Here is a 25,661-nt window from a genome sequence, read left to right on the forward strand (position 1 = left end):
GCTCCGCCTACTGATCGGAAGCCCTTCATCGCGCGTTCGCGTTGCCTTGTCGGCTGGTGACTGTTCTCGGCCCGGTCCGGTGCCGGTGCCCGCGGCGGCTCGCGCCAGACTCCGGCGCCGGCCGACGGGGCGATGGCCGACGCACTGCGCCGGGCCGGCCTGCTGGACCCGAAGAAGGGCAAGCGCTGAGCGGCGCGACCAGGGGCGGCCGGGGACGCGTGCACTGAGCGCACGCCGGGCACGGGCGCCCCTAGGACCGCCCGCGGCACCGCCGGCCGGGCGGACTCGGCGACCTTGACGCCGGACGGCCGGACGGCACGCCGGGCCGCGCCGGTACGCCCGGGTGACGGCACGCCGACCGGGCGTCACACTGGGCGGCCCGTACGCCCCGGATGACGACAGCCCACCGGGCAGCCCGCCGAGCCGCGCCGGAGCGGCCCCGATGACGGGCACGCCGACGGGCGGGCCCGGCGGGCTCCGGTGCGGGTCCGCCGGTCCGGCGGCGCTCCACTGGGACCGCGCAGCCCCGCCGCCATGCGGCCGACCGGCGGGCTCCGGTGCGGGTCCGCCCTCTCAGCCCGTGCCGTCAGTCGCGGTGGAGGCGCGGGCTCAGCGTTCCGTCACCTTGCCGTCCGCCACTTCCAGGCGGCGGGTGACGCTCACCGCGTCCAGCATGCGGCGGTCGTGGGTGACCAGGAGCAGGGTGCCCTCGTAGGTGTCGAGGGCGGCTTCCAACTGCTCGATCGCCGGCAGGTCCAGGTGGTTGGTCGGCTCGTCGAGGACCAGCAGGTTGACGCCCCGGCCCTGGAGCAGTGCCAGCGCGGCGCGGGTGCGTTCGCCCGGGGAGAGGGTCGCCGCCGGCCGCAGGACGTGGTCCGCCTTGAGGCCGAACTTGGCGAGCAGGGTCCGTACTTCGGCCGGCTCGGTGTCCGGGACCGCCGCGCCGAAGGCGTCCAGCAGGGATTCGGGGCCGTGGAAGAGCGCGCGGGCCTGGTCGACCTCCCCGACCAGGACGCCGGGGCCGAGGGAGGCCGTTCCGGTGGTGAGGGGGACGCGTCCGAGGAGGGCGCCGAGCAGGGTCGACTTGCCGGCGCCGTTGGCTCCCGTCACCGCGACCCGGTCCGCCCAGTCGATCTGCAGCGAGACCGGGCCGAGCACGAAGTCGCCGTGCCGCACCTCGGCGTCGCGCAGGGTCGCGACCACCGCGCCGGAGCGCGGCGCCGCCGCGATCTCCATGCGCAGCTCCCACTCCTTGCGGGGCTCGTCGACGACGTCGAGGCGTTCGATCATGCGCTGGGTCTGGCGGGCCTTTGCGGCCTGCTTCTCACTGGCCTCGCTGCGGAACTTGCGGCCGATCTTGTCGTTGTCGTTGTTCGCCTTGCGGCGGGCGTTCTTGACGCCCTTGTCCATCCACGAGCGCTGCATCTGGGCCCGGTCCTGGAGGGCGCCCTTCTTGCCCTCGTACTCCTCGTAGTCGTCGCGGGCGTGCCGGCGGGCGACCTCCCGCTCCTCCAGATAGGCCGCGTAGCCGCCGCCGTAGAGGTTGATCCGGTTCTGGGCGAGGTCGAGTTCGAGGACCTTGGTGACGGTGCGGAGGAGGAACTCGCGGTCGTGGCTGACGACGACCGTGCCGGCGCGCAGGCCGCTCACGAAGCGTTCGAGGCGTTCCAGGCCGTCCAGGTCGAGGTCGTTGGTCGGCTCGTCCAGCAGGAACACGTCGTAGCGGGACAGCAGGAGCGAGGCGAGTCCGGCGCGGGCGGCCTGCCCCCCGGAGAGCGAGGTCATCGGCTGCTCCAGGCCGACGGCGAGGCCGAGCGAGGCGGCCACCTCCTCGGCGCGTTCGTCGAGGTCGGCGCCGCCCAGGTCGAGCCACCGCTCCAGGCTCGTCGCGTAGGCGTCGTCGGCGCCGGGCGCGCCGTCGACGAGGGCCTGGGTGGCCTCGTCCATCGTCCGCTGCGCCTCGGCGACGCCGGTACGGCGGGCGAGGAAGTCCCGCACGGTCTCGCCCGGCCGGCGTTCCGGCTCCTGCGGGAGGTGGCCGACGGTGGCCGTCGGCGGCGAGAGCCGCAGCTCCCCCTCCTCCGGGGTGCTCAGGCCGGCGAGCAGCCGCAGCAGCGTGGACTTGCCGGCGCCGTTGGCTCCGACCAGCCCGATGACGTCGCCGGGCGCGACGACGAGGTCGAGGCCGGTGAACAGGGAGCGGTCGCCGTGGCCGGCGGCGAGGTTCTTCGCGACGAGGGTGGCAGTCATCAGACCGTCGATCCTAACGGCCCCGCCGGGTGGCCCGCGTCCGGGTTTTCAGCGGGCCACGGCTGCCACCAGCACGCTTTCCGGGGTGCGGGCCACCAGGTACGACCGGCCGGGCGCCGCCTTCCCGTCCAGGGCGACGCGGTGGCGGCCCGGTTCCAGCACGCCGTCGAGGACGTCGTGGTCGTGGGCGCGGGCGAGACGGCCGGGCCGGTGCACGGTGAGGCGGACCCGGCACGCGGAGGTGACCTCGACGACGGCGGCGCCGCCGGCCGCCGCGAGCCGGGCCAGCCGGCGCCGCCGCGGTGGGCTCGGGTCCAGCGCCTGTTCGACCTGGGCGACGAGCAGCGGGACGCTCGGCGCGAGGCAGTCGGCGTAGCCCACGTCGAGTCCGGCGCGCGCGAAGCAGCGGCGTACGGCGGCGCGTTCGGGTGCGGGCAGGGCGTTGTCGAAGGCGACGGCGGCGTAGGCGCGCAGCTCCTCCGTGGGGACGTCGACGGTGTCGGGGGCGATGTCGGCCCCGACGCCGATGGTCCGCAGGGCGGCGGCGAGCCTCGGCAGGACGCCCGCGCGGGGGCCGACGAGCAGGACCCGGCGACGGGCGGTACGGGGGCCGTCGAGCAGGGCGTCCAGTGCCGCGCGGTAGCCGGTGCCGTCGAAGCGGAACGGGCCGATGCCGTGCAGGGCGTCGAGCCGCGGGCCGGTGGGTGCGCCGCTCCGCCAGGCGAAGTCCCGCCACACGTAGTCGTCGCCGCTGCGCGCGATGACGGCGGTGACGGCACCGCAGGCCGGGTCCTGGCAGTCGGGGCAGCCGTAGACGAGGTGGCGGCGGCCGGGCAGCGGGGCGTCGGCTTCGAGGAGCAGCTCACGGATCCGGGCGGTGAGGGTCTCGGGCGGGACGTCGGAGGTGAGCGGGGAGACGGCGTCCAGGTCGGACAGCCGGAACAGCAGCGGCCGGCCGTCGACGACGAAGTCCGTGAAGTCGCGGTGGGATCGGTGGCGGCCGTCGCCGAGCACGGCACCGGCACGCGTCGCCGGTGCCAGGGCGAACGTCGCGTACGCGCCAGACATGAGGGGAGTATCCCCACCGGGAGGCGGTCCGAGCCCGGTGGGACGCTTTCCGCCGGGCGGCCCTATCGTCCCCTTGTGGACAGTGAACGGGACGACGGGATCGTCGTGATCGGGGCCGGGGTCATCGGGCTGACGACGGCCGTCGTGCTGGCCGAGCGCGGCCGCCGCGTGCGGGTGTGGACGCGGGACCCGGTCGGGCGGACCACCTCGGCCGTCGCCGGGGCGCTGTGGTGGCCGTACCGCATCGAGCCGGTGGCGCTCGCCCGGGCGTGGGCGCTGCGCTCGCTGGAGGTGTACGAGGAGCTGGCGGCGCACCCCGCGCGGACCGGCGTACGCATGGTCGAGGGGGTCATGGGCGAGGCCCGCCTGGACGGGGCGCGGGCGTGGGCCGGTGCCCGGGTGCCGGGGCTGCGGGCGGCGACGGCCGAGGAGTACCGCGGGCCGGGGGTGTGGGCGCGGCTGCCGCTGATCGACATGCCGGCCCATCTGGTGTGGCTGCGGGAGCGGTTGCTGCGGGCGGGCGGCCGGGTCGAGGAGCGCACGGTGTCCGACCTCGGCGGGGCCGGTGCGCCGGTGGTGGTCAACTGCACGGGGCTCGGGGCCCGCGAGCTGGTGCCGGACCGCTCCGTGCGTCCGGTGCGCGGGCAGCTGGTCGTCGTGGAGAACCCCGGAGTCCGCACCTGGACCGTCTCCACCGACGCCTCCGGGCAGCTCGCGTACGTCTTCCCGCAGCCCGGCCGGCTCCTGCTGGGCGGCACCGCGGAGGAGGGCGCGTGGTCGCCGGCGCCGGACCCGGCGGTCGCCGAGGCGATCGTACGGCGGTGTGCGGCGCTGCGGCCCGAGATCGCGGGGGCCCGTGTCCTGGAGCATCGGGTGGGTTTGCGTCCGGCCCGGGACACGGTCCGGTTGGAGCGCGAACGGCGGCCGGACGGGCGGGTGTTGGTGCACAACTACGGCCATGGCGGCGCGGGCGTCACCGTCGCCTGGGGCTGCGCGGAGGAGGCGGCGACCCTCGCCACCGCCGCCCCCGCCGGCTGAGCCGGTCGACGTGCGGTGCCCGGTTCGCCGCCCGCGCGGTGGCATGCGGCGCCCGCCTCGGACGGGGAGGAAGGCGGGCACGCGGTGACGTCACGGGCGCGCGCCCCACGCCCCCGCCCGGGGCAGGGACGCGCGCGCCGGTGAGTGGCCCGCGTCCCCCGGAGTCCGGAGGGCGCGGGCGGGGGTCGGTCGTCAGGCGGTTCTGTCGGGGACCCGGTGTGTGGTGGGCGGGGTCCGGACGCCGTCGAGGGTCCTGGACGTCGGGGTCGTGGGCGTCGGGGTGGCGGCCGTCGAGCCCCCGGTGGCGCGGGCGAAGGCGGCCGCCCCGCCGACCAGCGGGACGCGGGCCGAGGTGCGGGACAGGTCGAGGGTGAGCGTGGGTGTGCTCGACGGGGGGTCGATGAGGTCCTTGTCGGTGCCGGCGACGATCAGCGCCAGACGGTGGCCGGCCGGGACCACGTGGTCGGTGGCCGCGAGGTCGAGGGTGATGGTGTAGGCCCGGCCCGGGGTGAGCGGCACTCCCCTGTGCTCGGACGCGTAGTTGCCGAGGTCCGCCCAGCCGCGGCTGACGACCGTCTGGCCGACGTCGGCGGTCTGCGCCCGCGTCTGCCGGAAGCAGGCGCTGTCGCCCGCGGTGCTCGCTCCCCAGCAGGTGCGGTCGGCGAGGGTGGTGATGCCCTCGCCGCCCGCGCCGTAGTCGCGGATGGTGTCGGGGCCGAGGTCGACCAGGACGGCGGAGAGGTGGGCCGTCGAGGTGGTCGGGGTGGCGGTGACGGTGACCCGGGAAGAACCGGACAGGCGCAGGTCGCGGGTGAGCGGGCCGGTGGTGAAGGCGGCCTTCTCGGGTGTGGGGGTGTCGGCGTGCGCGGCCCAGTCGGTCTCGCCGAGCCCGGGGTCGTCGGTGAAGGCCGCCGTGCCGTGGCCCCGGCTGGTGCCGAGGGTGCCGACGCCGGGCCGCGGGCCCGCGCCGGGGCGCAGGGTCGTGGTGGCCGTGCCCTTCGGCGGCCAGGCCGTGGAGGTGACCCACTGGTCGGGGTGGCGCTCGATGTCGGCGACGGGCTCACGGTCGACGCCGTTGTCGTAGCCGAGGAGTTCGTGGTCGAACCAGCGGTGCAGGGTGTCGACCCAGGCGGCGCGGCGGAAGTCGAAGGGGTCGACGTGACCGGTCTGGGAGAGCCAGATCTTGCGCTCGACGCCGTGCCGGGCGAGGGCGTCCCACCACTGGCCGAGGTGCTTGGTGCGGACGTTGAGGTCCTGCATGCCGTGCACGAGGAAGACGCTGGCCCGCACCTTGGCGGCGTCCTTCACGTAGTCGCGTTCGGTCCACAGCGGGGTCCGGTCGCCGGTGCGAGGAGCCCCGTCCACCAGCTTCTGCTGCACGGCGGCGCACTTGGCGCGGGCGTCGGGGCTGTCGACGTAGTCGGAGAGCCAGTCGGGGCCGGAGTCGTAGAGCGGGGCGCCCTTGGCGAAGTAGTAGTCGTACCAGGAGGAGATGGCGCTGATCGGCACGATGGTCTTCAGGCCCCGCACGCCGGTGGCGGCGACGCCGTTGGCGATGGTGCCGTCCCAGCTCTTGCCGATCATGCCGGTCCTGCCGTTGGTCCAGCCGGCCCTGGCCCGTTCGGTGCCGGTGCGGCTGGTGTAGGCCCTGGCGCGGCCGTTGAGCCAGTCGACGACGGCTTTGGCGGACTGGATGTCGGAGCGGCCGCCGACGTCGACGCAGCCGTCGGAGCGGTTGGTGCCGGCCAGGTCCACCCCGACGAAGGCGTAGCCGCGGGGCACGAAGTAGTTGTCGTAGAACAGTGGCATCTGGACGACGTCGCCGTTCGCGTCGTACGTCTTCAGCTGGCTCTCGTTGCCTCGCCCGCAGCACGAGTAGTACGGGCTGGCGTCCATGATGACGGGCACCTTGCGGCCCTGCCGGGCGGGTTCGCTCGGGCGGACGATGTCGACGGCGACCCGGTCGGTGTGTCCGTCGGCGTCGCCGTCGAGGCCGGTGTCCACCCAGACCGCCTCGCGGGCGGCGTTCTCGTAGGAGTAGACGGGGCGGCTTTCCCGTGGGGAGCCGTGGGCCGCCGCCGGGGTGAGGAAGGCCGCCGTCAGGACGGCGATGACCACGGTGGCCAGCGGTCTCCAGGTCGTGAAGCGCATGCGAGTCGGCATGCGCCGGACGGTACAGGTGTCAACTCCTGTGCAGAAGACGGCAATCGGACGCGTGCGCGAGAGACGGAAAGGCGGGGCCGAGAGGGCCCGCGGTGCGGGTGGCTCGTGGCGGCCGAATGGCGATCGTGTGACAGGGGTGGCCGTGGACACCCGCGGGACCGCGGGGCCTCAATAGGCTCGAACGGATCTGCTGCCCCCCACGACTTACGACTTGGAGCTTTCGTGCACCGCAGAATCATCGCGCCGGGCGCACTCGCCGCAGCCTCCCTGTTACTGGCGATCCCGGCATCGGCCGCGAGCGGCACGCCCGGCGCGCCCGGCATCGGGGACCCCTACTACCCGGCCTACGGCAACGGCGGGTACGACGTCTCCCACTACGACCTCCGGCTGCGGTACCAGCCGGCCACCGACGAACTGGAGGGCACCGCGACCCTGCTGGCCCGCACCACGCAGGACCTGTCACGGTTCGACCTCGACTTCCTGCTGGACGTCGCCGAGGTACGGGTCAACGGTGTGCCGGCGTCGTTCGCGACCTCCGGTCAGCACGAACTGGAGATCACCCCGAGGACGCCACTGCCCGCGAACACCCCGGTCACGGTGGTCGTCCGCTACAGCGGAGTGCCGTCCACCAAGAGCGCGTACGGCTTCTCCACCTGGCACCGCACCCCGGACGGCGCGGTCGCGGCGGACGAGCCGGAGTCGGCCTGGTGGTGGTTCCCGAGCAACGACCACCCGCTCGACAAGGCGACCTACGACGTGTCGGTGGCCGTGCCGGACGGCACCCAGGCTCTCTCCAACGGCACTCTCCAGTCGACGAGTTCGAAGCTCGGCTGGACGCGCTACAACTGGCGCGAGAACAAGCCGCAGGCGACCTACCTGACCACGCTGGCGGTCGGCCGGTTCGACATCACGACCGGCACCTCCGAGGGCGGCGTGCCGGTCGTCAACGCGTACAGCAGGGACCTCGGCGACAACGACGGGGCCGCGCGGGCGAGCGTGGAGCGCACCGGTGAGCTCGTCGACTGGCTGAGCGGCTGGTTCGGGCCGTATCCCTTCGGCTCGGCCGGCGGATACGTCCCCAACACCACGACCGGGTACGCGCTGGAGACGCAGACCCGGGTCTACTACAGCCCACGGCAGTTCGCGAACGGCTCGAACACGTCGGTGGTCGTGCACGAGCTGGCGCACCAGTGGTACGGCGACGACGTGTCGCTGAAGGGCTGGAAGGACATCTGGATCAACGAGGGGTTCGCGCGCTACGCGCAGTGGCTGTGGTCCGAGCACGAGGGCGAGGGCACCACGCAGGAACTCGCGGACTACGTGTACGCCTCGCACCCGGCCGACGACCCCTTCTGGACCGTCCCGCCGGGCGACCCGGGACCGGACGACCAGTTCGACACGGCCGTCTACGACCGGGGCGCGCTGGCCGTGCAGGCGCTGCGCAACACGGTGGGCGACGACGCGTTCTTCGCCGTCCTCAAGGGCTGGCCGCGGAAGTACGCCTACGGCAACGCCTCCGTCGCCGACTTCCGCGCATACGCCGAGGAGGTGTCCGGCAGGTCACTGGGCGCGCTGTTCGACACCTGGCTCTTCCAGCCGGTGAAGCCGGCGGCGCCCGCGGCGCGCGGCGCGTCCGTCGCGAAGGCGTCACAGACGCCCGCGCGGCCGAGGTCCTGGCAGAGGATCGAGGCGACGAACGACGTCCACACCGGCTGACCCGGGGCGCGCCGGACCCTGACGCGCGGGGCGCGTTCCGGGCCGTACGCCCGTGTCCCGGAGCCGTCGCCGTGCGGTCCGCACACCGTACGGCGACGGCGGCGCCGCGCCCGGCGGGGCCTCGCGGAAGGTGCGGCTGAGGTTTCACACCACTGGTGGGACAGCGATACTGCTGCACATGACGACCGACACCGGGGAGCCGACCCTCACGATCGACGAGCTGGCCGCGCGCGCGGGCGTCACGGTCCGCACGGTCCGCTTCTACGCCACCCGGGGCCTGCTGCCGCCGCCGGTGATCGGTCCGCGCCGGGTGGGGCACTACGGCCGCGGGCATCTGGCGCGGCTGGAACTGATCGAGGAGCTCCAGCACCAGGGCATGACGCTGGCGGCCATCGAGCGCTATCTGCAGCAGCTGCCGGCCGGTCTGAGCGCCCGCGACCTCGCCGTCCAGCGCGCCGTGGTGGCGTCCTGGGCGCCGGAGGCGGTGGAGACGCTGGGGCGGGCCGAGCTGGAGCGGAGGGCGGGCCGGCCGCTGGGCGAGGAGGACCTGGAGCGGCTGGGCGCGATGGGCGTGGTGCGGTCCGAGGACGACTCCTACCGCGTCGACCTCGGCCTGCTGCGGCTGGGGGTGCGGCTCCTGGACGTACCGCTGTCGCCGGAGGCGATCCGCGCGTCGCGCGCGGTGCTCATCGAGCACTCACGGGCGGCGGCCCACGAACTGTCGCTGCTGTTCCGCGGCGAGGTCGGGCAGCGGGACGCCCAGGACGTGAAGTCCCTGTCGGCCCACATGCACCCGCTGGTGGTACAGGCTCTGCTGACGACCTTCCAGCGGTCCCTGAAGGAAGAGCTGCGCGAGTGGCTCGACGGGACGCCCGCCGAGGCGGCGTCGTCCGTGGAGCCCGCGCGGGGGGCGTCTTCCGTGGGGTGACCCCGCGGGGCGGGTGCGGGACCGGAGGCCGCTCCGGGGGACGGTCCGGGCGGGCGCCCGATCCCCTCCCCCGGAGCGGGTCGCTCAGCGCGCGTCGGTGAAGGTTTCGCCCTTCTGCGCCTTCTCGACCAGCAGCGCCGGCGGCGTGAACCGTTCGCCGTAGCGCTCGGCGAGTTCCCGCGCGCGTGCCACGAACCCGGGCAGGCCGCCCTCGTAGCCGTTGACGTACTGCAGGACTCCCCCGGTCCAGCCCGGGAAGCCGATGCCGAGGATCGAGCCGATGTTGGCGTCGGCGACGGACGTCAGGACGCCCTCCTCCAGCAGCCGGACCGTGTCGAGCGCCTCCGAGAAGAGCATGCGCTCCTGCATGTCCACGAACGGGATCCCGGCGTCCGCCCTTGTGAAGTGCTCCCGCAGGCCCGGCCACAGGGAGGTGCGCTTCCCCTCGGCGTAGTCGTAGAAGCCGGCCCCGCCGCTGCGGCCGGTGCGGCCGAACTCGTCGACCATGCGGTCGATGACGGCGTCCGCGGGGTGCGCGGTCCAGGTGCCGCCGGCTTCCTCGACGGCCCGCCTGGACTCGGCCCGGATCCTGCGCGGCAGGGTGAGGGTCAGCTCGTCCATGAGGGAGAGGACCTTGGCCGGGTAGCCCGCCTGCGCGGCCGCCTGCTCGACCGACGCGGGCTCGATGCCCTCGCCGACCATGGCGACGCCCTCGTTGATGAACTGCCCGATGACCCGGGAGGTGAAGAAGCCGCGCGAGTCGTTGACGACGATCGGCGTCTTGTTGATCTGCCGGACCAGGTCGAAGGCGCGGGCCAGCGCCTCCTCGCCGGTCCGCTCGCCCTTGATGATCTCGACGAGGGGCATCTTGTCGACGGGCGAGAAGAAGTGCAGCCCGATGAAGTCGGCCTGCCGCTGAACGCCCTCGGCGAGCACGGTGATGGGCAGGGTCGAGGTGTTGGAGCAGAGCAGGGCGTCGGGGCCGACGACCTCCTGGATCTCCTGGAACACCTTGTGCTTGAGGGCGACGTCCTCGAAGACGGCCTCGATGACCGCGTCGCAGCCGGCCAGGTCCTGCGGGTCGGCGGTGGGGGTGATGCGGGCGAGCAGGGCGTCCGCCTGCTCCCGGGTGCTGCGGCCCCGGGAGACGGCCTTGGCGCAGAGCTTCTCGGAGTAGCCCTTGCCCTTGACGGCGGCTTCCAGCGACACGTCCTTCAGTACGACGTCGATGCCGGCGCGGGCACAGGAGTAGGCGATGCCCGCGCCCATCATCCCGGCGCCGAGGACGGCGGCCCTGCGGACGGTGCGCGGCTCGACGCCCGCCGGCCGGTTGGCGCCGGAGTTGACGGCCTGGAGGTCGAAGAAGAACGCCTGGATCATGTTCTTCGAGGTCTGGCCGGCCGCCAGTTCCACGAAGTACCGGGCCTCGATGACCTGCGCGGTCTCGAAGTCGACCTGGGAGCCCTCGACCGCGGCCGCGAGGATGTTGCGGGGGGCGGGGTAGGGCGCGCCGTTGGTCTGCTTGCGCAGGTTGGCGGGGAAGGCGGGCAGGTTCGCCGCGAACTTGGGGTGGGCCGGCGTGCCGCCCGGGATCCGGTAGCCGGGCTTGTCCCAGGGCTGCTGGGAGACCGGGTTGGCGTCGATGTAGGCGCGCGCCTTGGCGATCAACTCCTCCGGGGTGGCGGCCACTTCGTGGACGAGGCCGTTCTCCTGGGCGCGCCGCGGGGTGTACTGGGTGCCCTGGAGAAGCACCTTCAGCAGCGCGTCGGCGATGCCCAGCAGGCGGACGGTGCGGACGACGCCGCCGCCTCCGGGGAGCAGGCCGAGGGTGACCTCGGGGCAGCCGATCCTGGAGCCGGGCGCGTCGAGTGCGACGCGGTGGTGGCAGGCCAGGGCGAGTTCGTAACCGCCGCCCAGGGCGGCGCCGTTGACGGCGGCGACGACCGGCTTGCCGAGGGTCTCGATTCGGCGCAGGTCACGCTTGATGGCGAGGCCGCCCTCGAACAGCTCCCGCGCGGTGCCGGGGGTGACCCGGATCAGGTCGCGCAGGTCGCCGCCGGCGAAGAAGGTCTTCTTGGCCGAGGTGAGGATGATGCCGCGGATCGCGTCGGGGTCGGCCTCGACGGCCGCCTCCAGACGGTCCGCGATCACGGTGAGGGAGCCGCGGAACGCCTGGTTCATGGTGTTCGCGGACTGGTCGGGGTCGTCGAGGACGAGGGTGACGACGCCGGTGTCGTCCTGTTCCCAGCGGATGGTGGTGCTCTCGGTCATGACAGGGTCTCCGTAGAAGTCGCTCGGGTCCGGATTCCGCCGGGTGTCAGATGCGTTCGACGATCGTCGCCACGCCCATGCCGCCGCCCACGCACAGGGTGGCGAGGCCGTACCGCTTGTCCTGGCGCTCCAGTTCGTCGACGAGCGTTCCGAGGATGATGGCGCCGGTGGCGCCGAGCGGGTGGCCCAGCGCGATCGCGCCGCCGTTGACGTTGACCTTGTCCAGGGACAGGCCCATGTCCCGCACGAAACGCAGGACGACCGCCGCGAACGCCTCGTTGATCTCCACCAGGTCGATGTCGTCGACGGTGAGTCCGGCCTTGGCGAGCGCCTTGCGGGAGGCGGGCGCGGGGCCGGTGAGCATGATGGTGGGCTCGGAACCGGAGACGGCCGCGGAGACGATCCGGGCGCGCGGGGTGAGTCCGTAGCGGTCGCCGACCTCCCTGGAGCCGATCGCGACCAGCGAGGCGCCGTCGACGATGCCGGAGGAGTTGCCGGCGTGGTGCACGTGGTCGATCTTCTCGACCCAGTGGTACTTCTGGAGGGCGACGGCGTCGAAGCCGCCCAGTTCGCCGATGTCGGCGAAGGACGGCTTGAGCCTGCCGAGGGAGTCGGCGGTGGTGCCGGGGCGCGGGTGCTCGTCGTGGTCGAGGACGACGAGGCCGGCGCGGTCGAGGACCGGTACGACGGAGCGCTCGAAGCGGCCCTCCTTCCAGGCGGTGGCGGCCCGCTCCTGGGAGAGGGCGGCGTACTCGTCGACGTCCCGGCGGGTGAAGCCCTCGATGGTGGCGATCAGGTCGGCGCCGATGCCCTGCGGGACGAAGTCGACGGTGAGGTTGGTCATCGGGTCGTTGAACCAGGCGCCGCCGTCGGAGGCCATCGGCACCCGGGACATGGACTCGACACCGCCCGCGAGGACGAGGTCCTCCCAGCCGGAACGGACCTTGGCGGCGGCCATGTTGACGGCTTCCAGGCCGGAGGCGCAGAAGCGGTTCTCCTGGACGCCGGCGACCGTGTCGGGCAGTCCGGCGGCGATCGCGGCGATCCGGGCGATGTCCGAGCCCTGGTCGCCGACCGGTCCCACGACGCCGAGCACGATGTCGTCGATCGCGGCCGGGTCGAGGCCGGGGAAGCGGGCGCGGATCTCGTGGATGAGTCCGACGACCAGGTCGATGGGCTTGGTGCCGTGCAGGGAGCCGTTCGCCTTGCCGCGTCCGCGCGGGGTGCGGATCGCGTCGTACACATACGCCTCGGTGGTCACTGGAGCGCCTTTCGGGGAGGGGTCAGCCGAGCAGGGAACGGCCGATGATCTCCTTCATGATCTCGGTGGTCCCGCCGTAGATGGTCTGGATGCGGCCGTCGGTGTAGGCCCGGGCCACGGGGTGTTCGCTCATGTAGCCGTAGCCGCCGTGCAGTTGCAGGCACCGGTCGGCGACCCGCTTCTGCAGCTCGGTCGCCCACCACTTGGCCATGGAGGCGTGCACCGCGTCGAGTCCGCCGTCCGCGTGGTCCTCGATGCAGCGGTCGAGGAAGGCGCGGGTGACGGCGCACTCGGTGGCCATGTCGGCGATCTCGAAGCGTATGTGCTGGAGCCGGGCGAGCGGCCGGCCGAAGGCCTCGCGCTCCTTGACGTACCGGGTGGTGATCTCCACGAGGTGTTCCGCGGCGGCGATCGCGGAGACGGCGATGCTGAGGCGTTCCTGGGCGAGGTTGGTCATCAGGTGGCCGAAGGCGCCGTCGCGTTCGCCGAGCAGGTTCTGGGCGGGCACGCGGACGTCGTGGAAGAACAACTCGGCGGTGTCCTGCGCCTTCTGGCCGATCTTGTCGAGGTTGCGGCCCCGCTCGAAGCCCTCGGCGCCGCGTTCGACGACGAGCAGTGAGAGGCCGTGCGCGCCGCCCTGCGGGGTCGTCCTGGCCACGACGACGACCAGGTCGGCGAGGATTCCGTTGGAGATGAACGTCTTCGAGCCGTTGAGCAGCCAGTGGTCGCCGCGGTCCTCGGCGTGGGTGCGGATGCCCTGGAGGTCGGAGCCGGCGCCGGGTTCGGTCATGGCGATGGCCGTGATCAGCGAGCCGTCGCAGAATCCCGGCAGCCAGCGGCGTTTCTGCTCCTCGGTGCCGAGGCCGGTGAGGTAGGGGCCGATGATGTCGTTGTGCAGTCCGAGGGCCAGGCCGCCGGCGCCGGCCCGGGTGAACTCCTCGGTGAGCACGGCGCTGTGGCGGAAGTCGGGGGTGCCTCCGCCCCCGTACTCCTCGGGGACGGCGAGGCCGAGCAGGCCCTGCTTGCCGGCGGCCCGCCAGGCGTCGCGGGAGACGATGCCGTCCTTCTCCCATTGTTCGTAGTGGGGCAGCACCTCCCGCTCCAGGAAGCTGCGCACGGTGGCACGGAACGTGTCGTGCTCGGGGGCGAAGATCCGCCGCTTCATCCGAGGTCCTTCGTGAGGTCGGGTACGTCCCAGTCGCGGGCCACGTCGGCCGTGGCCGCGCCCGGGAGGGCGGGGCCGGTACGGACGGCGGTGGGGGTCGCGGAGAAGCGGGGCGCGGGGGCGGGCTGGGTGAGGCCGCCGTGGTCGGTGAAGGTGCCGCGGGCCGCGAGGTGCGGGTGGTGCGGTGCCTCGCGCAGCGTCAGGACGGGTGCCACGCACGCGTCGGAGGCCTCGAAGACGGCCGTCCACTCGTCCCTGGTGCGGGTTCTGAAGCGGGCCGCGACCGCCTCGCGCAGTTCTCCCCAGCGGGTCCAGTCGGTACGGGCGCCGGCCTGGTCCTCGATGCCGAGCAGGCGCAGGAACTCCGCGTAGAACATCGGCTCCAGGGCGCCCACCGCCATGTACCGGCCGTCGGACGTCTCGTAGGTGCCGTAGTAGGGGCAGCCGCCGTCGAGCAGGTTGGCCGAGCGCCGGTCCTGCCAGCCGCCCGCGGCGAGCATGCCGTGGATCATGGCGGACAGGTGCGCGGTGCCGTCGACGATGGCCGCGTCGACGACCTGGCCGGTGCCGGTGGCGCGCGCGTGGTGGAGCGCGGCGAGCACGCCGACGACGAGGTAGAGCGAGCCGCCCGCGAAGTCGCCGAGCAGGTTGGCGGGCACGGCCGGCGGCCGGTCGGGCGGGCCGATCATGCCGAGGGCACCGGTCAGCGCGATGTAGGTGACGTCGTGTCCGGCGCGCGCGGCGAGGGGGCCGTCCTGGCCCCAGCCGGTCATCCGGCCGTAGACCAGCCGCGGGTTGCGGGCGTGGCAGGCCGCGGGGCCGACGCCGAGCCGCTCGGCGACGCCGGGGCGGTTGCCCTCGATGAGGATGTCGGCGCGTTCGGCGAGGTCGAGGACGCGGGCGGCACCGTCCGGCGACTTCAGGTCGACGATCACGGAGCGCTTGTTGCGGTTGGTGATGTCGTGCTCGGGGGTGATGGCCAGCCCCGGGCCGCCGGGCCGGTCGACGCGGACGACGTCGGCGCCCAGGTCGGCCAGGAGCATGGCGGCGAACGGGCCGGGCCCGATGCCGGCCAGCTCCACCACGCGTACGCCGGTGAGCGGACCGTGTGCCGGCGTCCTTGCCGCTGCCATGCAGCCCCCATGAGTCGTGACACAACTGCTGTAACACCGATGATGCTAGGAACGTGTTCCACCGGACACAAGGGCTGGGCGAGCAAGCGCTTGGCCAACCCGTGGCGGCGCCGGGCCGGGAACCCGGCTCAGCGGGCGCCGAACCCCGCTATCAGGCGGGTGGGGGCGATCACCCGGTGGCTCCGCGCCACCGGGGCGCACGGCGGCGCGGCGACCGGGCGGCTCTTTCCGGACAGGGGGACGCGCACGCGGCCGGCTCCGTCGGGTCCGGGCCCGGCGGGCTCACGGCCGGCGGCCTCGACGGTCCTCCCCCAGGGGTACGGCTCGGGGGCGCCCTGCCGAACGGCGGCCACGGCGCGCGTCTTCTCGCGTTTCGTCGGGATGTTTCCGGACACGCTCACCGCACACCTCCCACCTCGTCGACGGACCACGCACCCCTCACGCTAGCCTCGGCCACCGACAACGGCGCGTGCTGCTGGACCGAGGGGTGTCATGAGCAGGCTGAACAGGACCGACCGTCCTTACGACATCGTGCTCTTCGGAGCCACCGGCTTCGTCGGGACGCTCACCGCGGAGTACCTCGCCGCCCACGCGCCGGACGGACTGCGCTGGGCGATCGCGGGGCGCAGCGAGGAGAAGCTGGAGCGGCTGCGCGACCGGCTGACCGGCGGCGCGCGGCCCGGCGTACTGCGCGCGGACGTGTCCGATCCGGCCTCGCTGCGGGCCCTCGCCGAGCAGGCGCGCGTGGTGGCCACGACGGTGGGCCCGTACGTGGTCCACGGGGAGGAGCTCGTCGCCGCCTGCGCGGACACCGGCGCGGACTATCTCGACCTCACCGGTGAGCCGGAGTTCGTGGACCTGACGTACGTCCGGCACGACGCCCGCGCGCGAGAGACCGGCGCCCGGCTCGTGCACGCCTGCGGGTTCGACTCGGTGCCGCACGACCTGGGCGCCTACTTCACCGTCCGACAGCTGCCGGAGGGGGTGCCCCTGACGGTCGACGCCTTCGTGACGGTGGACGCCGCCTTCTCCGGCGGCACCTTCGCCTCGGCACTCGGCCAGTTCGCCCGCGGGCGGCAGCTGCTGGCCGCCGCGCGGGAGCGGCGCCGGCACGAGCCGCGGCTGATGGGCCGGCGGGCCTCCGCTCCGACGGGCGCGCCGCGCTTCGCCCCGGAGGTCGGCGCCTGGGCCCTGCCCCTGCCGACCATCGACCCGCAGATCGTGCGGCGCTCCGCGAAGGCCCTGGAGCGCTACGGCCCCGACTTCCGCTACCGGCACTACGCGGCCGTCAGGCGGCTGCCGGTGGCGGTGGGCGGCGCGGCGGGCGTCGGCACCCTCGTGGCGGCCGCGCAGCTTCCGCTGGTGCGGCGCCTGCTGTCCGACCGGCTCAGGCCCGGGGACGGACCCAGCGCCGAGAAGCGCGCGAAGAGCTGGTTCCGGGTGCGTTTCGTGGGTCAGGGCGGCGGCCGGCGGGTGTTCACGGAGGTCTCGGGCGGCGACCCCGGCTATGACGAGACGGCGAAGATGTTCGCCGAGTCCGCGCTGTCCCTGGCCCTGGACGAACTGCCGCCGACGGCGGGTCAGGTCACCACGGCCCAGGCGATGGGCGACGCGCTGATCGACCGGCTGCGCCGGGCGGGGATCACCTTCCGGGTGGTCGCGACCCGCTGAGAGCCCGCTACAGCGGCCACTGGGCCACGGTGTAGACCATCCCGCAGATCCAGGCGAACCCGGCCAGCACGGCCAGGATCAGGGCCGCCGTCACGGCACGCTCGACGGGGCGCTCTGGGTCGGCGAGCGGCTTGGGCGATCGGTGCGTCGTCATACGGCACAGCCTGCCGGGGGCGGCGGCGCACCCGCCTCCGTACAGGTACTCAGTTCCCGTACTCAGGGCGCCCGTCGCCGCTCCCGGTCCCCGGTCGGAGCAGGTCGGCCGGTCCGTCCGGCGGCAGGTCCCCCAGCGCGCCGGCGATCCGGTCCCGGACGGCCGGATCGCCCGTGACCGCGGCCAGGCGCACGGCGAGCGGGCCGACGGCCCATCCCGCGTGATGGTCGAAGTACGGGGGCGGTCCCGACCAGTTGTGTGCGAGTTCGCCGACCAGTTCCGCCAGGCGCAGCAGCAGTCGCCGCTCCTCCGGCGCCTGCTCGCCGTCCGCGGCTCCGGCCGCGCGCACCAGGTCGAACACCTCACGGCCCCCGCTCCACCGGTCGCGGTCGCGCGCCAGATCCAGCGCGGCCGCGATCTCCGCCGGCCGGCTCCCCGGCTCCCCCGCCGCCGCCTCCAGCACCCGGCCGGCCCAGGTCACGGGGTCGCGCCGCGCCTCGCACAGGGTGCGCCCCCAGCTCTGGTCACGGTCCGCGGCGGCCCGCCGGAGCAGTTCCTCCGGCCATCGGGTCGACTCCCGCAGCGCCCGCCGGCACAGGGAGTCCGCCCTGCGGGTCGTTTCCGGGAGGCGGAAGTGGGGGGAGAGGGCGAGGGTGTGGGCGCAGGCGGTGGACAGGCCGACCCGGTGGCCCACGGACACGAAGACCGGTTTCACGGACGCGCGGGTGCGCAGCGCGCGGCCGACCTCCTCGTCGCCCGCCAGCAACGGCGAGGACGCGCCGCGTTCGGGGGCGGGATCGTCGTAGGTGAAGGTGAAGGGGTTCTTGGCGACGCCGATCGTGGGCAGCCCGGTGAGGACGCCGAGGTGGCTCGCCAGGCCGAAGCGGCGCGGGTGGGCCAGGCCGTAGCCGTCGCAGACGACCAGGCCGGGCGGACAGGGCAGGGCCTGGAGGGCGGCGAGGACCGCGGGGATCTCGCGGAAGGCGAGCAGGCCGGGGACGTAGGGGAAGAAGACCGGGCCGACGGCGGTGGCCTCGGCGACGACGTCGAGGGTGGCCGCGTCCAGCACGACGGCCGCGGCGGCGACCATGTCGAGTTCGTCGTCGTAGGCGACGTCGACACCCGTCACGTGTCCCGTGCCGGGCGGCGGGCCCGGCTCGTCGAGCACCACCCGCCGCCGCAACTCGTCCTGGACGGCCCGAGCCTCTTCGATGGTCGTGGGCCAGCCCGCCGGGGTGCGTACGGTCGTCGTCATGGTGGACCTGAGCGTACGGGTCCCCGGACGCGCGGCGGCGTCCGGGGACGGGCCCGAGGTCACGGCCCGGCGCGCGAGGACGGGTCAGCCCTTGTCCAGCGCGCGCTGCAGCTCGCTCTTGTTCATGTCCGAACGCCCCTGGATGTTGCGGCGCTTGGCCTCTTCGTAGAGCTGGTCGCGGGTGGGGCCCTGGGAGCCCTTGCCGGACCGCTCGCCGCCCCGCTGACCGGACGACTTCGGGTCCTGGGTCGAGGTACGGCTCGCGGTTTTCGACTCACCGGACCGGGCGCGTTCCTTGTTCACCGTGCGGGCCGCGATCTCCCTGGCGCGCTCGGTGCTCTCGCCCCGGTCCTCGGCGCTGTCCTTGATGTGCTCGTACTGGCGTTCCCGCTTGGGGCTCGAACCACGCGGCATGTCCGTTCACTCCTTCCGGTCCGCCGCCCGGGTACCCCCTCGCGCCGATCCCCCACGCCGTCGTGCGATCAGTTCTCCAGCCGGGCCACCCGGCCCTTCTCACCCGCCGCCCAGCACCCCTTGCCGGGCGCGCAGTCCACGGTGTCGTAGGAGCCCGTGTCGACCGTGCGCCAGGTCCGGCCGCCGTCGGTCGTCAGGTCGGTGCCGGTGGGGCCGACCGCGAGCGCGGCCGTGCGGGAGCGCGGGAGCCAGGCGACGCCGGAGCGGTAGGCGGGCGGGGGCGTGGCGGAGACGCGCCAGGTGCGGCCGCCGTCGCCGGTCACCGCCGCCGCCCGCGGTGACGGCTGGTCGGCGCGGTAGTCGCCGCCGACCGCGAGCCCGTGCGCACGGTCGCGGAAGGCGAGGGCGAAGACACCGCGCGCCGGGTCGCCGGCCGGGATCGGCGCGTCGGCGGCCGTCCAGGTCAGTCCGCGGTCGGCGGAGTGCAGCACGCGCGCGCGGGCGGCCCCGCCGGTGGCCAGCCACACGTCCCTGGGCCCGGCGGTGACGAGGCACTGGCCGCTGGCCGCGAACCCGGCCTCGCCGTCCTGCGCGGCCGGCATGCCCGTGTTCGGCAGGACCTTCCACGACCGGCCGCCGTCGCTGGTGGACAGGATGCGGAAGGCACCGTCCACCGGGTCGCTCATCGCGAGCCCGTGGCGGTGGTCGAAGAAGGTGAGGCAGTCGTAGAAGGCGCGGTCGTCGGTGTTGCGGAAGGACTCGGTCCAGGTCGTCCCGCCGTCGTCGGTGCGGTACACGCGGGACGCCTCCCCCTCCCCGATGGCCAGGATGACGGCCCGGCGCGCGTCGAACGCCTCGATGTCCCGGAACTGGAGGTCGGCGGCGCCCGGCGGGGAGACTTTTCGCCAGTGCGCCCCGCCGTCGGTGGTGCGCAGGACGGTGCCCTGCGTGCCGGCCACCCAGGCGGTGTCGCGGCTGACGGCCGACAGGCCCCTGAACCGCACGTCCGGGGTGCCGCTGTCCTTGAGTTCCCAGTGCGGCGCCGGGTGCCGGGGCGGGTGCGCCTGCGCGGGTACGGCCGTCACGGCGGCCAGCGCCACCGCGCACAGGGCCCCGACCGCCGTACGCCGCACAAGGGCCGCCGCGCGTCGCGCCGGCACCCTCCGCCCCGCCGGTGCCTCCCGCATCGCCTGTACCGGCTGTACCACCTGTACCGGCTTTATCGCCTGTACCGGCTTTGCCGGCTGCACGGCCTGTATCGCCGGTGCCGTTCGTCGCGTGTTCCCCAAGCGCCTCATGGCGGGCGAAGCTAGCCCACCGCCCCGGCGCCGTCCAGACGCCCTCGCCGCGTCACCGCCGTGCGGAAGTGGTGACCGAGGTCACTCGGCACTCGTGTGCACGGATTGGCCGAATCCGACGTCTCATCCAGTGTCCGGCCTCGTCCACCGGCAGTCCGTCCGTCCGTCGCAAGGGAGCAAGGCGTTGTCCATCGTCATCGAGCAGCCCGTAGAGGCCCGTCTCGTCGCCGCCGCGCCGCGGATGTCGACCATTCCCGCCATGCTGCACTACGACCGGCGCGATCCCTACGCGGTCCGCATGACCTTCCCCGCCCCAGCCACACTGGAGGGCGTGGAGGTGTGCTGGACCTTCAGCCGCGAACTGCTGGCGGCCGGGCTCCACGCGCCCCAGGGCCACGGCGACGTCCGGGTGCGGCCCTACGGCTACGACCGCACCGTCATGGAGTTCCACGCCCCCGAGGGCACCGCCGTCGTGCACGTCATGACGGGCGAGCTGCGCCGCTTCCTGCGGGCCACCGGCGAACTCGTGCCCGTCGGCCTGGAGTACCTGCAGCTCGACCTGGACCACGACCTGGCCCAACTCATGCGGGACGCCTGCTGACCGGACCCACCCGGGCCCACCGCCCCCGCGCACCGGGGACGCCGACGGCCGACGGCCTCATTCGGCCACGGACGCCGCCGCCATCGCCGTACGCGCTTCCCTGACGACCGTCCGCAGCACCGGAACCGCCGCCCCGCAGCGACCGGCCAGCGCCTCCACGCGCTCCTCGGGCACGACACGGTCCCTGCCCGGCAGCAGGATGCGCGGCTCCGCCGCGGCCGCCAGCGCCACCACGGCCGCGTCCCGCTCGGAGACCTCCACGACCGGCACCGGCCCGAGCAGGACCTCCCGCGCCGCGGTCCGCAGCGCCTCCACGGCCGCCTCGCGCTCCAGGACGTACTCCACCGTCGGGAAGACCCCGAGCACCCGCCGCTTCTCCGCGCGCAGGTACCCGTCGGCGGTCAGCTGCTCCCGTACGGCCTCCACGGTGATCCGCGCCCGCAGGGTCACCCAGGTCCGCCAGCGGTGCGGCCGGGACTCCCGGACCAGTTCCAGCAGTCCGTCGAGGACCGGGTCCCCGGTCTCGGAGTCGAGGTCGGCGGGCGTGGCGATGCCCTCGTCGTCGGTGAGCAGACCGCGCTGGGCGAGTTCGGTGAGGGCGCCGGCCCGGACCAGTTGGGGCATCCGGGTGGCGCCGGAGACCTCCCTCCCCATGGTGTCCCAGGCCAGCAGGCACAGCCGGGCCGGTAGCGAGAGCGAGCCGTCGGACACGGGTTCTCCTTCGCGAGGTGCGGTCGGGGGACGAAGTTAATGCGTTGACAGCCGCCGGGGCCGTTCATACCGTGGATGACGGTTCTGTTGCCGTCGATCGGAGAAGGACGTTGCTCGTCTGAGGTTGTGAGACACCGTGTCACACACGTGAGGTGTGTGCGCAGCGTGCGACCTCGGCGTTCGAGCCGTCCCCCGCGAGCAGGGCCTTTCTCTGTTTTCCGGCTCTCCCTCCGCCCGGTGCCCCGCCGTCGCCTTCCGGTGTCTCGATACGCGTCTGCCCCTGACCGCACCGAGCAACCCACGGAGACCCGTATGTCCGCCTCCATCACCTGTACCTCCCTCTCCTTCGCCTGGCCGGACGGCACCGGCGTCCTCGACGGCCTCGACGTCGCCTTCGGCCCCGGCAGGACCGGCCTCGTCGGCGTCAACGGCTCGGGCAAGTCCACCCTGTTGAGGCTGGTCGCCGGGGAACTCGCCCCGGCCGACGGCACCGTGCGCGTCGCCGGCGAGGTGGGCCACCTCCCGCAGAACGTCACACTCGACACCGCGCTGCGGGTCGACGAGGCACTCGGCATCGCCGCCCGGCGGACCGCGCTGCACGCCATCGAGACGGGCGACGTGGCCGAGGAGCACTTCGAGACCGTCGGCGACGACTGGGACGTGGAGGAGCGGGCGCTCGCCACCCTCGGCGAACTCGGCCTCGGGCACATCGAACTGGACCGCACCGTCGGCGAGTTGTCGGGCGGTGAGTCGGTGCTGCTGCGGCTGGCCGCGCTGCTGCTGCGCCGGCCGGACGTGCTGCTGCTCGACGAGCCCACCAACAACCTCGACCTGTACGCGCGCCGGCGGCTGTACGCGGCCGTCGCGTCCTGGCCGGGCGTGCTGGTCGTGGTCAGTCACGACCGCGAACTCCTCGACCTGGTCGACCAGATCGCCGACCTGCGCTCCGGCCGGATCACCTGGTACGGCGGCAACTTCTCGGCGTACGAGGAGGCACTCGCCACCGAACAGGAGGCCGCCGAACGCACGGTCCGCTCCGCCGAGGCCGACGTCCGCCGGCAGAAACGCGAACTGGCCGACGCACAGGTCAAGTTGGCCCGCCGCAAGCGCTACGGCCAGAAGATGTTCGAGCAGAAGCGCGAACCGAAGATCGTCATGGGCGCCCGCAGACGCGCCGCGCAGGAGTCCGCCGGCAAGCACCGCCTGCTGCACGAGGAACGGCTCAGCGGGGCCAGGGAGCGGCTCGACGAGGCGGTGGAGGCCGTCCGGGACGACGACGAGATCCGCGTCGACCTGCCCAGCACGGCCGTACCGCCGGGCCGGACCGTCCTCACCCTCCAGGATCTCCGGCTCGCGTACGGCGCCCGCGTCGACGGCGGCCTCGACCTGCGCGGTCCGCAGCGCGTCGCCCTGATCGGACGCAACGGAGCGGGCAAGACGACGCTGCTGCGCACGATCGCCGGGGAACTGGAACCGGTGGCCGGCGAGGCGCGGGCGCATGTCCCGCTGCGTTTCCTGCCCCAGCGGCTGGACGTCCTCGACGGCGAACTCACCGTCGCCGAGAACGTGGCCCGGTTCGCGCCGGGCGCCACCGACAACCGGATCCGGGCCCGGCTGGCCCGCTTCCTGTTCCGGGGCGCCCGCGCCGACCGGCGGGCGGCGACCCTGTCCGGCGGCGAACGCTTCCGGGCCGCCCTCGCCGCGCTGATGCTGGCCGAGCCCGCGCCGCAGCTGCTGATGCTGGACGAGCCGACCAACAACCTCGACATGGGAAGCGTGCGCCAGCTGACCGGGGCCCTGGAGTCGTACGAGGGGGCACTGATCGTGGCGAGCCACGACCTGCCGTTCCTGGAGTCGCTCGGCATCACCCGCTGGCTGCTGCTCGACGGGACGCTGCGGGACATCGCGCCGGAGGACATCGGATGAGCCCGCCGGGAGCGCCGGGAGCGTGTCGACCGGGCCACAGCCGGGCCGCCGGGGTTTTGCCCCCGCCCACCGGCCCTGCATGATGGCGGACCGGCGCCCTTTCACCGGGCGCCGCCACCGTCCCGCCGATACGGAGTCCGCCTCGTGCCCAGCAAGAAGGCCCTCATCCGCCGCCCCGGTCCCCGTCTCGCCGAGGGTCTGCTCACCCACCTGGAGCGCGAGACGGTCGACACCGGGCTCGCGGCCGAGCAGTGGGAGGCGTACGCGGAGGCGCTGCGCACGCACGGCTGGGAGACGGTCGAGGTGGATCCGGCCGACGACTGCCCCGACGCGGTCTTCGTCGAGGACACCGTGGTCATGTACCGCAACGTCGCCCTGATCACCCGGCCCGGCGCCGAGTCCCGGCGCGGGGAGACGGCCGGGGTCGAGGAGGCCGTAGCCCGGCTGGGCTGCTCGGTGAACTGGGTCTGGGAGCCGGGCACGCTCGACGGCGGTGACGTGCTGAAGATCGGCGACACGATCTACGTCGGCCGCGGCGGGCGCACCAACGCGGCCGGCGTGCAGCAGCTGCGGGCCGTCTTCGAGCCGCTGGGGGCACGGGTCGTCGCGGTTCCGGTCGGCAAGGTGCTGCACCTGAAGTCGGCGGTCACGGCCCTGCCCGACGGGACGGTCCTGGGCCGTATCCCCCAGCTGGACGCCCCCTCGCTGTTCCCGCGCTTCCTGCCGGTGCCGGAGGAGTCCGGCGCGCACGTGGTGCTGCTGGGCGGCGACAAACTCCTGATGGCCGCGAGCGCCCCGAAGACCGCCGAGCTGCTGGCGGACCTCGGCCACGAACCGGTGCCGGTGGACATCAGCGAGTTCGAGAAACTCGAAGGCTGTGTGACATGCCTCTCGGTTCGGCTGCGGGAGCTGTACGTTTGAAGGAGCAGGGCACTCGCCCTCTCCGGCCCGGAGACCTGCGAACCTGGTAGGAGGGGCGCCCGCCCCGGCACCCTGCCTGATCAGCGATCTTTACAGCGGGCTTAACCTACGGTCTCGTAACCTACGGGTTCGTAGCCTACGATGCCGTAGGTTCCGGCCTCGCGGCCGGTTTGCCCTGATTGAGTACGCGTCCCCCTGGAGCTTCCGTGACGATCACTTCCCCTCACCTCGGCAATTCTTCCGTCTGGACAGACGCCAGACTGCTGTACGCCCTGGAGGAAGTGGTCGAGAAGGAACTCAACCGGCACCTCGGTGTGGCCAAGGACTGGATGCCGCACGAGTACGTGCCCTGGAGCGACGGCCGCAACTTCCCCGGCATCTTCGAGGACGGCGAGGCCTGGGACAAGGAGCAGTCCAAGGTCACCGAGCTCGGCCGGATCGCCCTCGTGGTGAACCTGCTCACCGAGGACAACCTCCCCAGCTACCACCACGAGATCGCCTCGCTGTTCGGCCGCGACGGCGCCTGGGGCACCTGGGTGCACCGCTGGACGGCGGAGGAGGGCCGGCACGGCATCGTCATGCGCGACTACCTGCTCGCCTCGCGCGCGGTCGACCCGGACCAGCTGGAGCAGTTCCGCATGGCCCACATGAGCGAGGGCTTCGAGTCGGACAACCGCCACTCGATGCTGCACTCGGTGGCCTACGTCGCCTTCCAGGAGCTGGCGACCCGCGTCTCGCACCGCAACACCGGACACCAGTCGGGCGACCCGGTCTGCGACCGCATGCTGGCGCGCATCGCGACGGACGAGAACCTGCACATGGTGTTCTACCGCAACCTGCTCAAGGCGGCCTTCGACCTCGCCCCCGACCTGACCATGCAGGCCGTGCGCGACGTCATCGTGCAGTTCCGCATGCCCGGCCACGGCATGCCCGGCTTCGAGCGGGCCGCCGCGCAGATGGCCATCGGCGAGGTCTACAACATGCGCATCCACCACGACGACGTGCTCCAGCCCGTGCTGCGCTTCCTGAAGGTCATGGAGATCGGCGGCCTCGGCCCGGAGGGGCTCAAGGCGCAGGAGGAGCTCGGCCTGTACATGGGCGGTCTGGACTCCGAGGCCGCGAAGTTCGACGAGAAGCTGGCGGCGCGCAAGGCACGGATGGCCGCGCGGGCGGCCGGCTGACGCGACCGGCCGGCCCCGGGCTCCGGGGCCGGCGGCGGGCGTCAGCGCGTCGTACGCCTGAGGTGCAGCCGCTCCTTCTCGGACAGGCCGCCCCAGACGCCGAAGCGCTCGTCGTTGCGCAGCGCGTACTCCAGACAGGCGGGGCGCATCTCGCACATGCCGCAGATGCGCTTCGCCTCACGCACGGAACTGCCCGGTTCGGGAAAGAAGAATTCCGCCCCGGTCTGCGCGCACAGGGCCTGTCCCTGCCAGGCGCTGCCGGCCGGGGTGATGGTGTCGGTGTGCATGACCGAGAGCCTGCCGGGCGGCGAAAAACGTTCGATCAACGCCGGATCAACGCCACGGTCGCCCGCCGGCCGTATGCGGTCGGCGGTCGGCGGTTGGCGGTTGGCGGTTGGCGGTTGGCGGTTGGCGGTTGGCGGTCGGCGGTCGGCGGTCGGCGGTCGGCGGTCGGCGGTCGGCGGTCGGCGGTCGGCGGTCGGCGGTCGGCGGTCGGCGTTCGGCGTTCGGCGGTCGGCGGTCGGCGGTCGGCGGTC

At 73.6% G+C, this 25,661-nt stretch carries 21 protein-coding genes and 3 pseudogenes; 8 read left to right on the forward strand and 16 right to left on the reverse strand.

What is annotated here, in order from left to right:
• The 3 genes and pseudogenes from ABZT03_RS36530 to ABZT03_RS36540 all read right to left on the reverse strand — a co-directional run.
• A pseudogene (locus ABZT03_RS36530) lies at positions 1-77 on the reverse strand (IS6 family transposase); the annotation flags it as partial.
• Positions 78-609: 532 nt separating this feature from the next.
• On the reverse strand, positions 610-2,250 hold the full coding sequence (locus tag ABZT03_RS36535) for an ABC-F family ATP-binding cassette domain-containing protein (RefSeq protein WP_356047424.1): 1,641 nt from the start codon (positions 2,248-2,250) through the stop codon (positions 610-612).
• A 48-nt stretch (positions 2,251-2,298) separates the two neighbouring features.
• Positions 2,299-3,318, reverse strand: coding sequence for an oxidoreductase (locus ABZT03_RS36540; RefSeq protein WP_356047426.1), 1,020 nt, complete (start codon positions 3,316-3,318; stop codon positions 2,299-2,301).
• Positions 3,319-3,393: 75 nt separating this feature from the next.
• Here ABZT03_RS36540 and ABZT03_RS36545 point away from each other — a divergent pair, with 75 nt between their 5' ends.
• A complete protein-coding gene (locus tag ABZT03_RS36545; protein ID WP_356047428.1) occupies positions 3,394-4,356 on the forward strand; it encodes an FAD-dependent oxidoreductase in 963 nt (320 codons plus the stop codon).
• A 192-nt stretch (positions 4,357-4,548) separates the two neighbouring features.
• Here ABZT03_RS36545 and ABZT03_RS36550 read toward each other — a convergent pair whose 3' ends face one another.
• Positions 4,549-6,519 carry a Xaa-Pro dipeptidyl-peptidase gene (locus ABZT03_RS36550; protein WP_356047429.1) on the reverse strand — a complete coding sequence of 657 codons (1,971 nt, stop codon included), beginning with the start codon at positions 6,517-6,519 and terminating at the stop codon, positions 4,549-4,551.
• A gap of 222 nt (positions 6,520-6,741) precedes the next feature.
• Between ABZT03_RS36550 and ABZT03_RS36555 the strand changes: the two genes are divergently transcribed.
• Both ABZT03_RS36555 and ABZT03_RS36560 read left to right on the forward strand, forming a co-directional pair.
• Positions 6,742-8,235 carry a M1 family metallopeptidase gene (locus ABZT03_RS36555; protein ID WP_356047433.1) on the forward strand — a complete coding sequence of 498 codons (1,494 nt, stop codon included), beginning with the start codon at positions 6,742-6,744 and terminating at the stop codon, positions 8,233-8,235.
• 178 nt (positions 8,236-8,413) lie between these two features.
• Positions 8,414-9,163: a MerR family transcriptional regulator gene (locus tag ABZT03_RS36560; RefSeq protein ID WP_356047440.1), complete on the forward strand. Its 750-nt coding sequence runs from the start codon at positions 8,414-8,416 to the stop codon at positions 9,161-9,163.
• Positions 9,164-9,247: 84 nt separating this feature from the next.
• Here the strand turns inward: ABZT03_RS36560 and ABZT03_RS36565 are convergent, their stop codons facing one another.
• The 5 genes from ABZT03_RS36565 to ABZT03_RS36585 form a co-directional block, all read right to left on the reverse strand.
• Positions 9,248-11,434, reverse strand: a complete 2,187-nt coding sequence (locus ABZT03_RS36565; RefSeq protein WP_356047442.1) for a 3-hydroxyacyl-CoA dehydrogenase NAD-binding domain-containing protein — start codon at positions 11,432-11,434, stop codon at positions 9,248-9,250.
• A gap of 46 nt (positions 11,435-11,480) precedes the next feature.
• Positions 11,481-12,695 (reverse strand): acetyl-CoA C-acetyltransferase, encoded by a 1,215-nt coding sequence (locus tag ABZT03_RS36570; RefSeq protein ID WP_356047444.1) that lies wholly within the window; start codon positions 12,693-12,695, stop codon positions 11,481-11,483.
• 22 nt (positions 12,696-12,717) lie between these two features.
• Positions 12,718-13,860, reverse strand: a complete 1,143-nt coding sequence (locus ABZT03_RS36575; protein WP_356047446.1) for an acyl-CoA dehydrogenase family protein — start codon at positions 13,858-13,860, stop codon at positions 12,718-12,720.
• Positions 13,857-14,993, reverse strand: a complete 1,137-nt coding sequence (locus ABZT03_RS36580; RefSeq protein WP_356047449.1) for a CaiB/BaiF CoA-transferase family protein — start codon at positions 14,991-14,993, stop codon at positions 13,857-13,859. The genes ABZT03_RS36575 and ABZT03_RS36580 overlap by 4 nt, the downstream gene beginning before the upstream one ends.
• Positions 14,994-15,121: 128 nt before the next feature.
• The gene (locus ABZT03_RS36585; RefSeq protein ID WP_356047451.1) at positions 15,122-15,394 is read right to left on the reverse strand and encodes a hypothetical protein; all 273 of its coding nucleotides are present in this window, start codon (positions 15,392-15,394) and stop codon (positions 15,122-15,124) included.
• 91 nt (positions 15,395-15,485) lie between these two features.
• On the opposite strand from ABZT03_RS36585, the gene ABZT03_RS36590 reads away from it, so the two are divergent.
• Positions 15,486-16,664, forward strand: coding sequence for a saccharopine dehydrogenase NADP-binding domain-containing protein (locus tag ABZT03_RS36590; RefSeq protein WP_356047453.1), 1,179 nt, complete (start codon positions 15,486-15,488; stop codon positions 16,662-16,664).
• A gap of 7 nt (positions 16,665-16,671) precedes the next feature.
• Here ABZT03_RS36590 and ABZT03_RS36595 read toward each other — a convergent pair whose 3' ends face one another.
• The 4 genes and pseudogenes from ABZT03_RS36595 to ABZT03_RS36610 form a co-directional block, all read right to left on the reverse strand.
• Positions 16,672-16,818, reverse strand: a complete 147-nt coding sequence (locus ABZT03_RS36595) for a hypothetical protein (RefSeq protein ID WP_356047454.1) — start codon at positions 16,816-16,818, stop codon at positions 16,672-16,674.
• A gap of 568 nt (positions 16,819-17,386) precedes the next feature.
• Positions 17,387-18,073, reverse strand: a pseudogene (locus ABZT03_RS36600) (endonuclease V); the annotation flags it as partial.
• Positions 18,074-18,157: 84 nt separating this feature from the next.
• On the reverse strand, positions 18,158-18,487 hold the full coding sequence (locus tag ABZT03_RS36605; protein ID WP_356047456.1) for a plasmid stabilization protein: 330 nt from the start codon (positions 18,485-18,487) through the stop codon (positions 18,158-18,160).
• A 68-nt stretch (positions 18,488-18,555) separates the two neighbouring features.
• Positions 18,556-19,596, reverse strand: a complete 1,041-nt coding sequence (locus ABZT03_RS36610; protein ID WP_356047470.1) for an oxidoreductase — start codon at positions 19,594-19,596, stop codon at positions 18,556-18,558.
• 373 nt (positions 19,597-19,969) lie between these two features.
• Here ABZT03_RS36610 and ABZT03_RS36615 point away from each other — a divergent pair, with 373 nt between their 5' ends.
• The gene (locus ABZT03_RS36615; RefSeq protein WP_356047458.1) at positions 19,970-20,386 is read left to right on the forward strand and encodes an SsgA family sporulation/cell division regulator; all 417 of its coding nucleotides are present in this window, start codon (positions 19,970-19,972) and stop codon (positions 20,384-20,386) included.
• Positions 20,387-20,443: 57 nt separating this feature from the next.
• Here ABZT03_RS36615 and ABZT03_RS36620 read toward each other — a convergent pair whose 3' ends face one another.
• Positions 20,444-21,097: a GPP34 family phosphoprotein gene (locus ABZT03_RS36620; protein WP_356047460.1), complete on the reverse strand. Its 654-nt coding sequence runs from the start codon at positions 21,095-21,097 to the stop codon at positions 20,444-20,446.
• A 312-nt stretch (positions 21,098-21,409) separates the two neighbouring features.
• Between ABZT03_RS36620 and ABZT03_RS36625 the strand changes: the two genes are divergently transcribed.
• The 3 genes from ABZT03_RS36625 (at position 21,410) to ABZT03_RS36635 (ending at position 25,125) form a co-directional block, all read left to right on the forward strand.
• Positions 21,410-23,023 (forward strand): ABC-F family ATP-binding cassette domain-containing protein, encoded by a 1,614-nt coding sequence (locus tag ABZT03_RS36625; RefSeq protein ID WP_356047462.1) that lies wholly within the window; start codon positions 21,410-21,412, stop codon positions 23,021-23,023.
• 144 nt (positions 23,024-23,167) lie between these two features.
• A complete protein-coding gene (ddaH, locus tag ABZT03_RS36630) occupies positions 23,168-23,944 on the forward strand; it encodes a dimethylargininase (protein WP_356047464.1) in 777 nt (258 codons plus the stop codon).
• 206 nt (positions 23,945-24,150) lie between these two features.
• Positions 24,151-25,125: an acyl-ACP desaturase gene (locus ABZT03_RS36635; RefSeq protein ID WP_356047466.1), complete on the forward strand. Its 975-nt coding sequence runs from the start codon at positions 24,151-24,153 to the stop codon at positions 25,123-25,125.
• A 41-nt stretch (positions 25,126-25,166) separates the two neighbouring features.
• On the opposite strand, the gene ABZT03_RS36640 is transcribed toward ABZT03_RS36635, so the two are convergent.
• On the reverse strand, positions 25,167-25,412 hold the full coding sequence (locus tag ABZT03_RS36640) for a WhiB family transcriptional regulator (protein ID WP_356047468.1): 246 nt from the start codon (positions 25,410-25,412) through the stop codon (positions 25,167-25,169).
• A 35-nt stretch (positions 25,413-25,447) separates the two neighbouring features.
• Positions 25,448-25,661, reverse strand: a pseudogene (locus tag ABZT03_RS36645) (hypothetical protein); the annotation flags it as partial.

This window comes from Streptomyces sp. NPDC005574, from assembly GCF_040605435.1.
Lineage (GTDB): Bacteria > Actinomycetota > Actinomycetes > Streptomycetales > Streptomycetaceae > Streptomyces.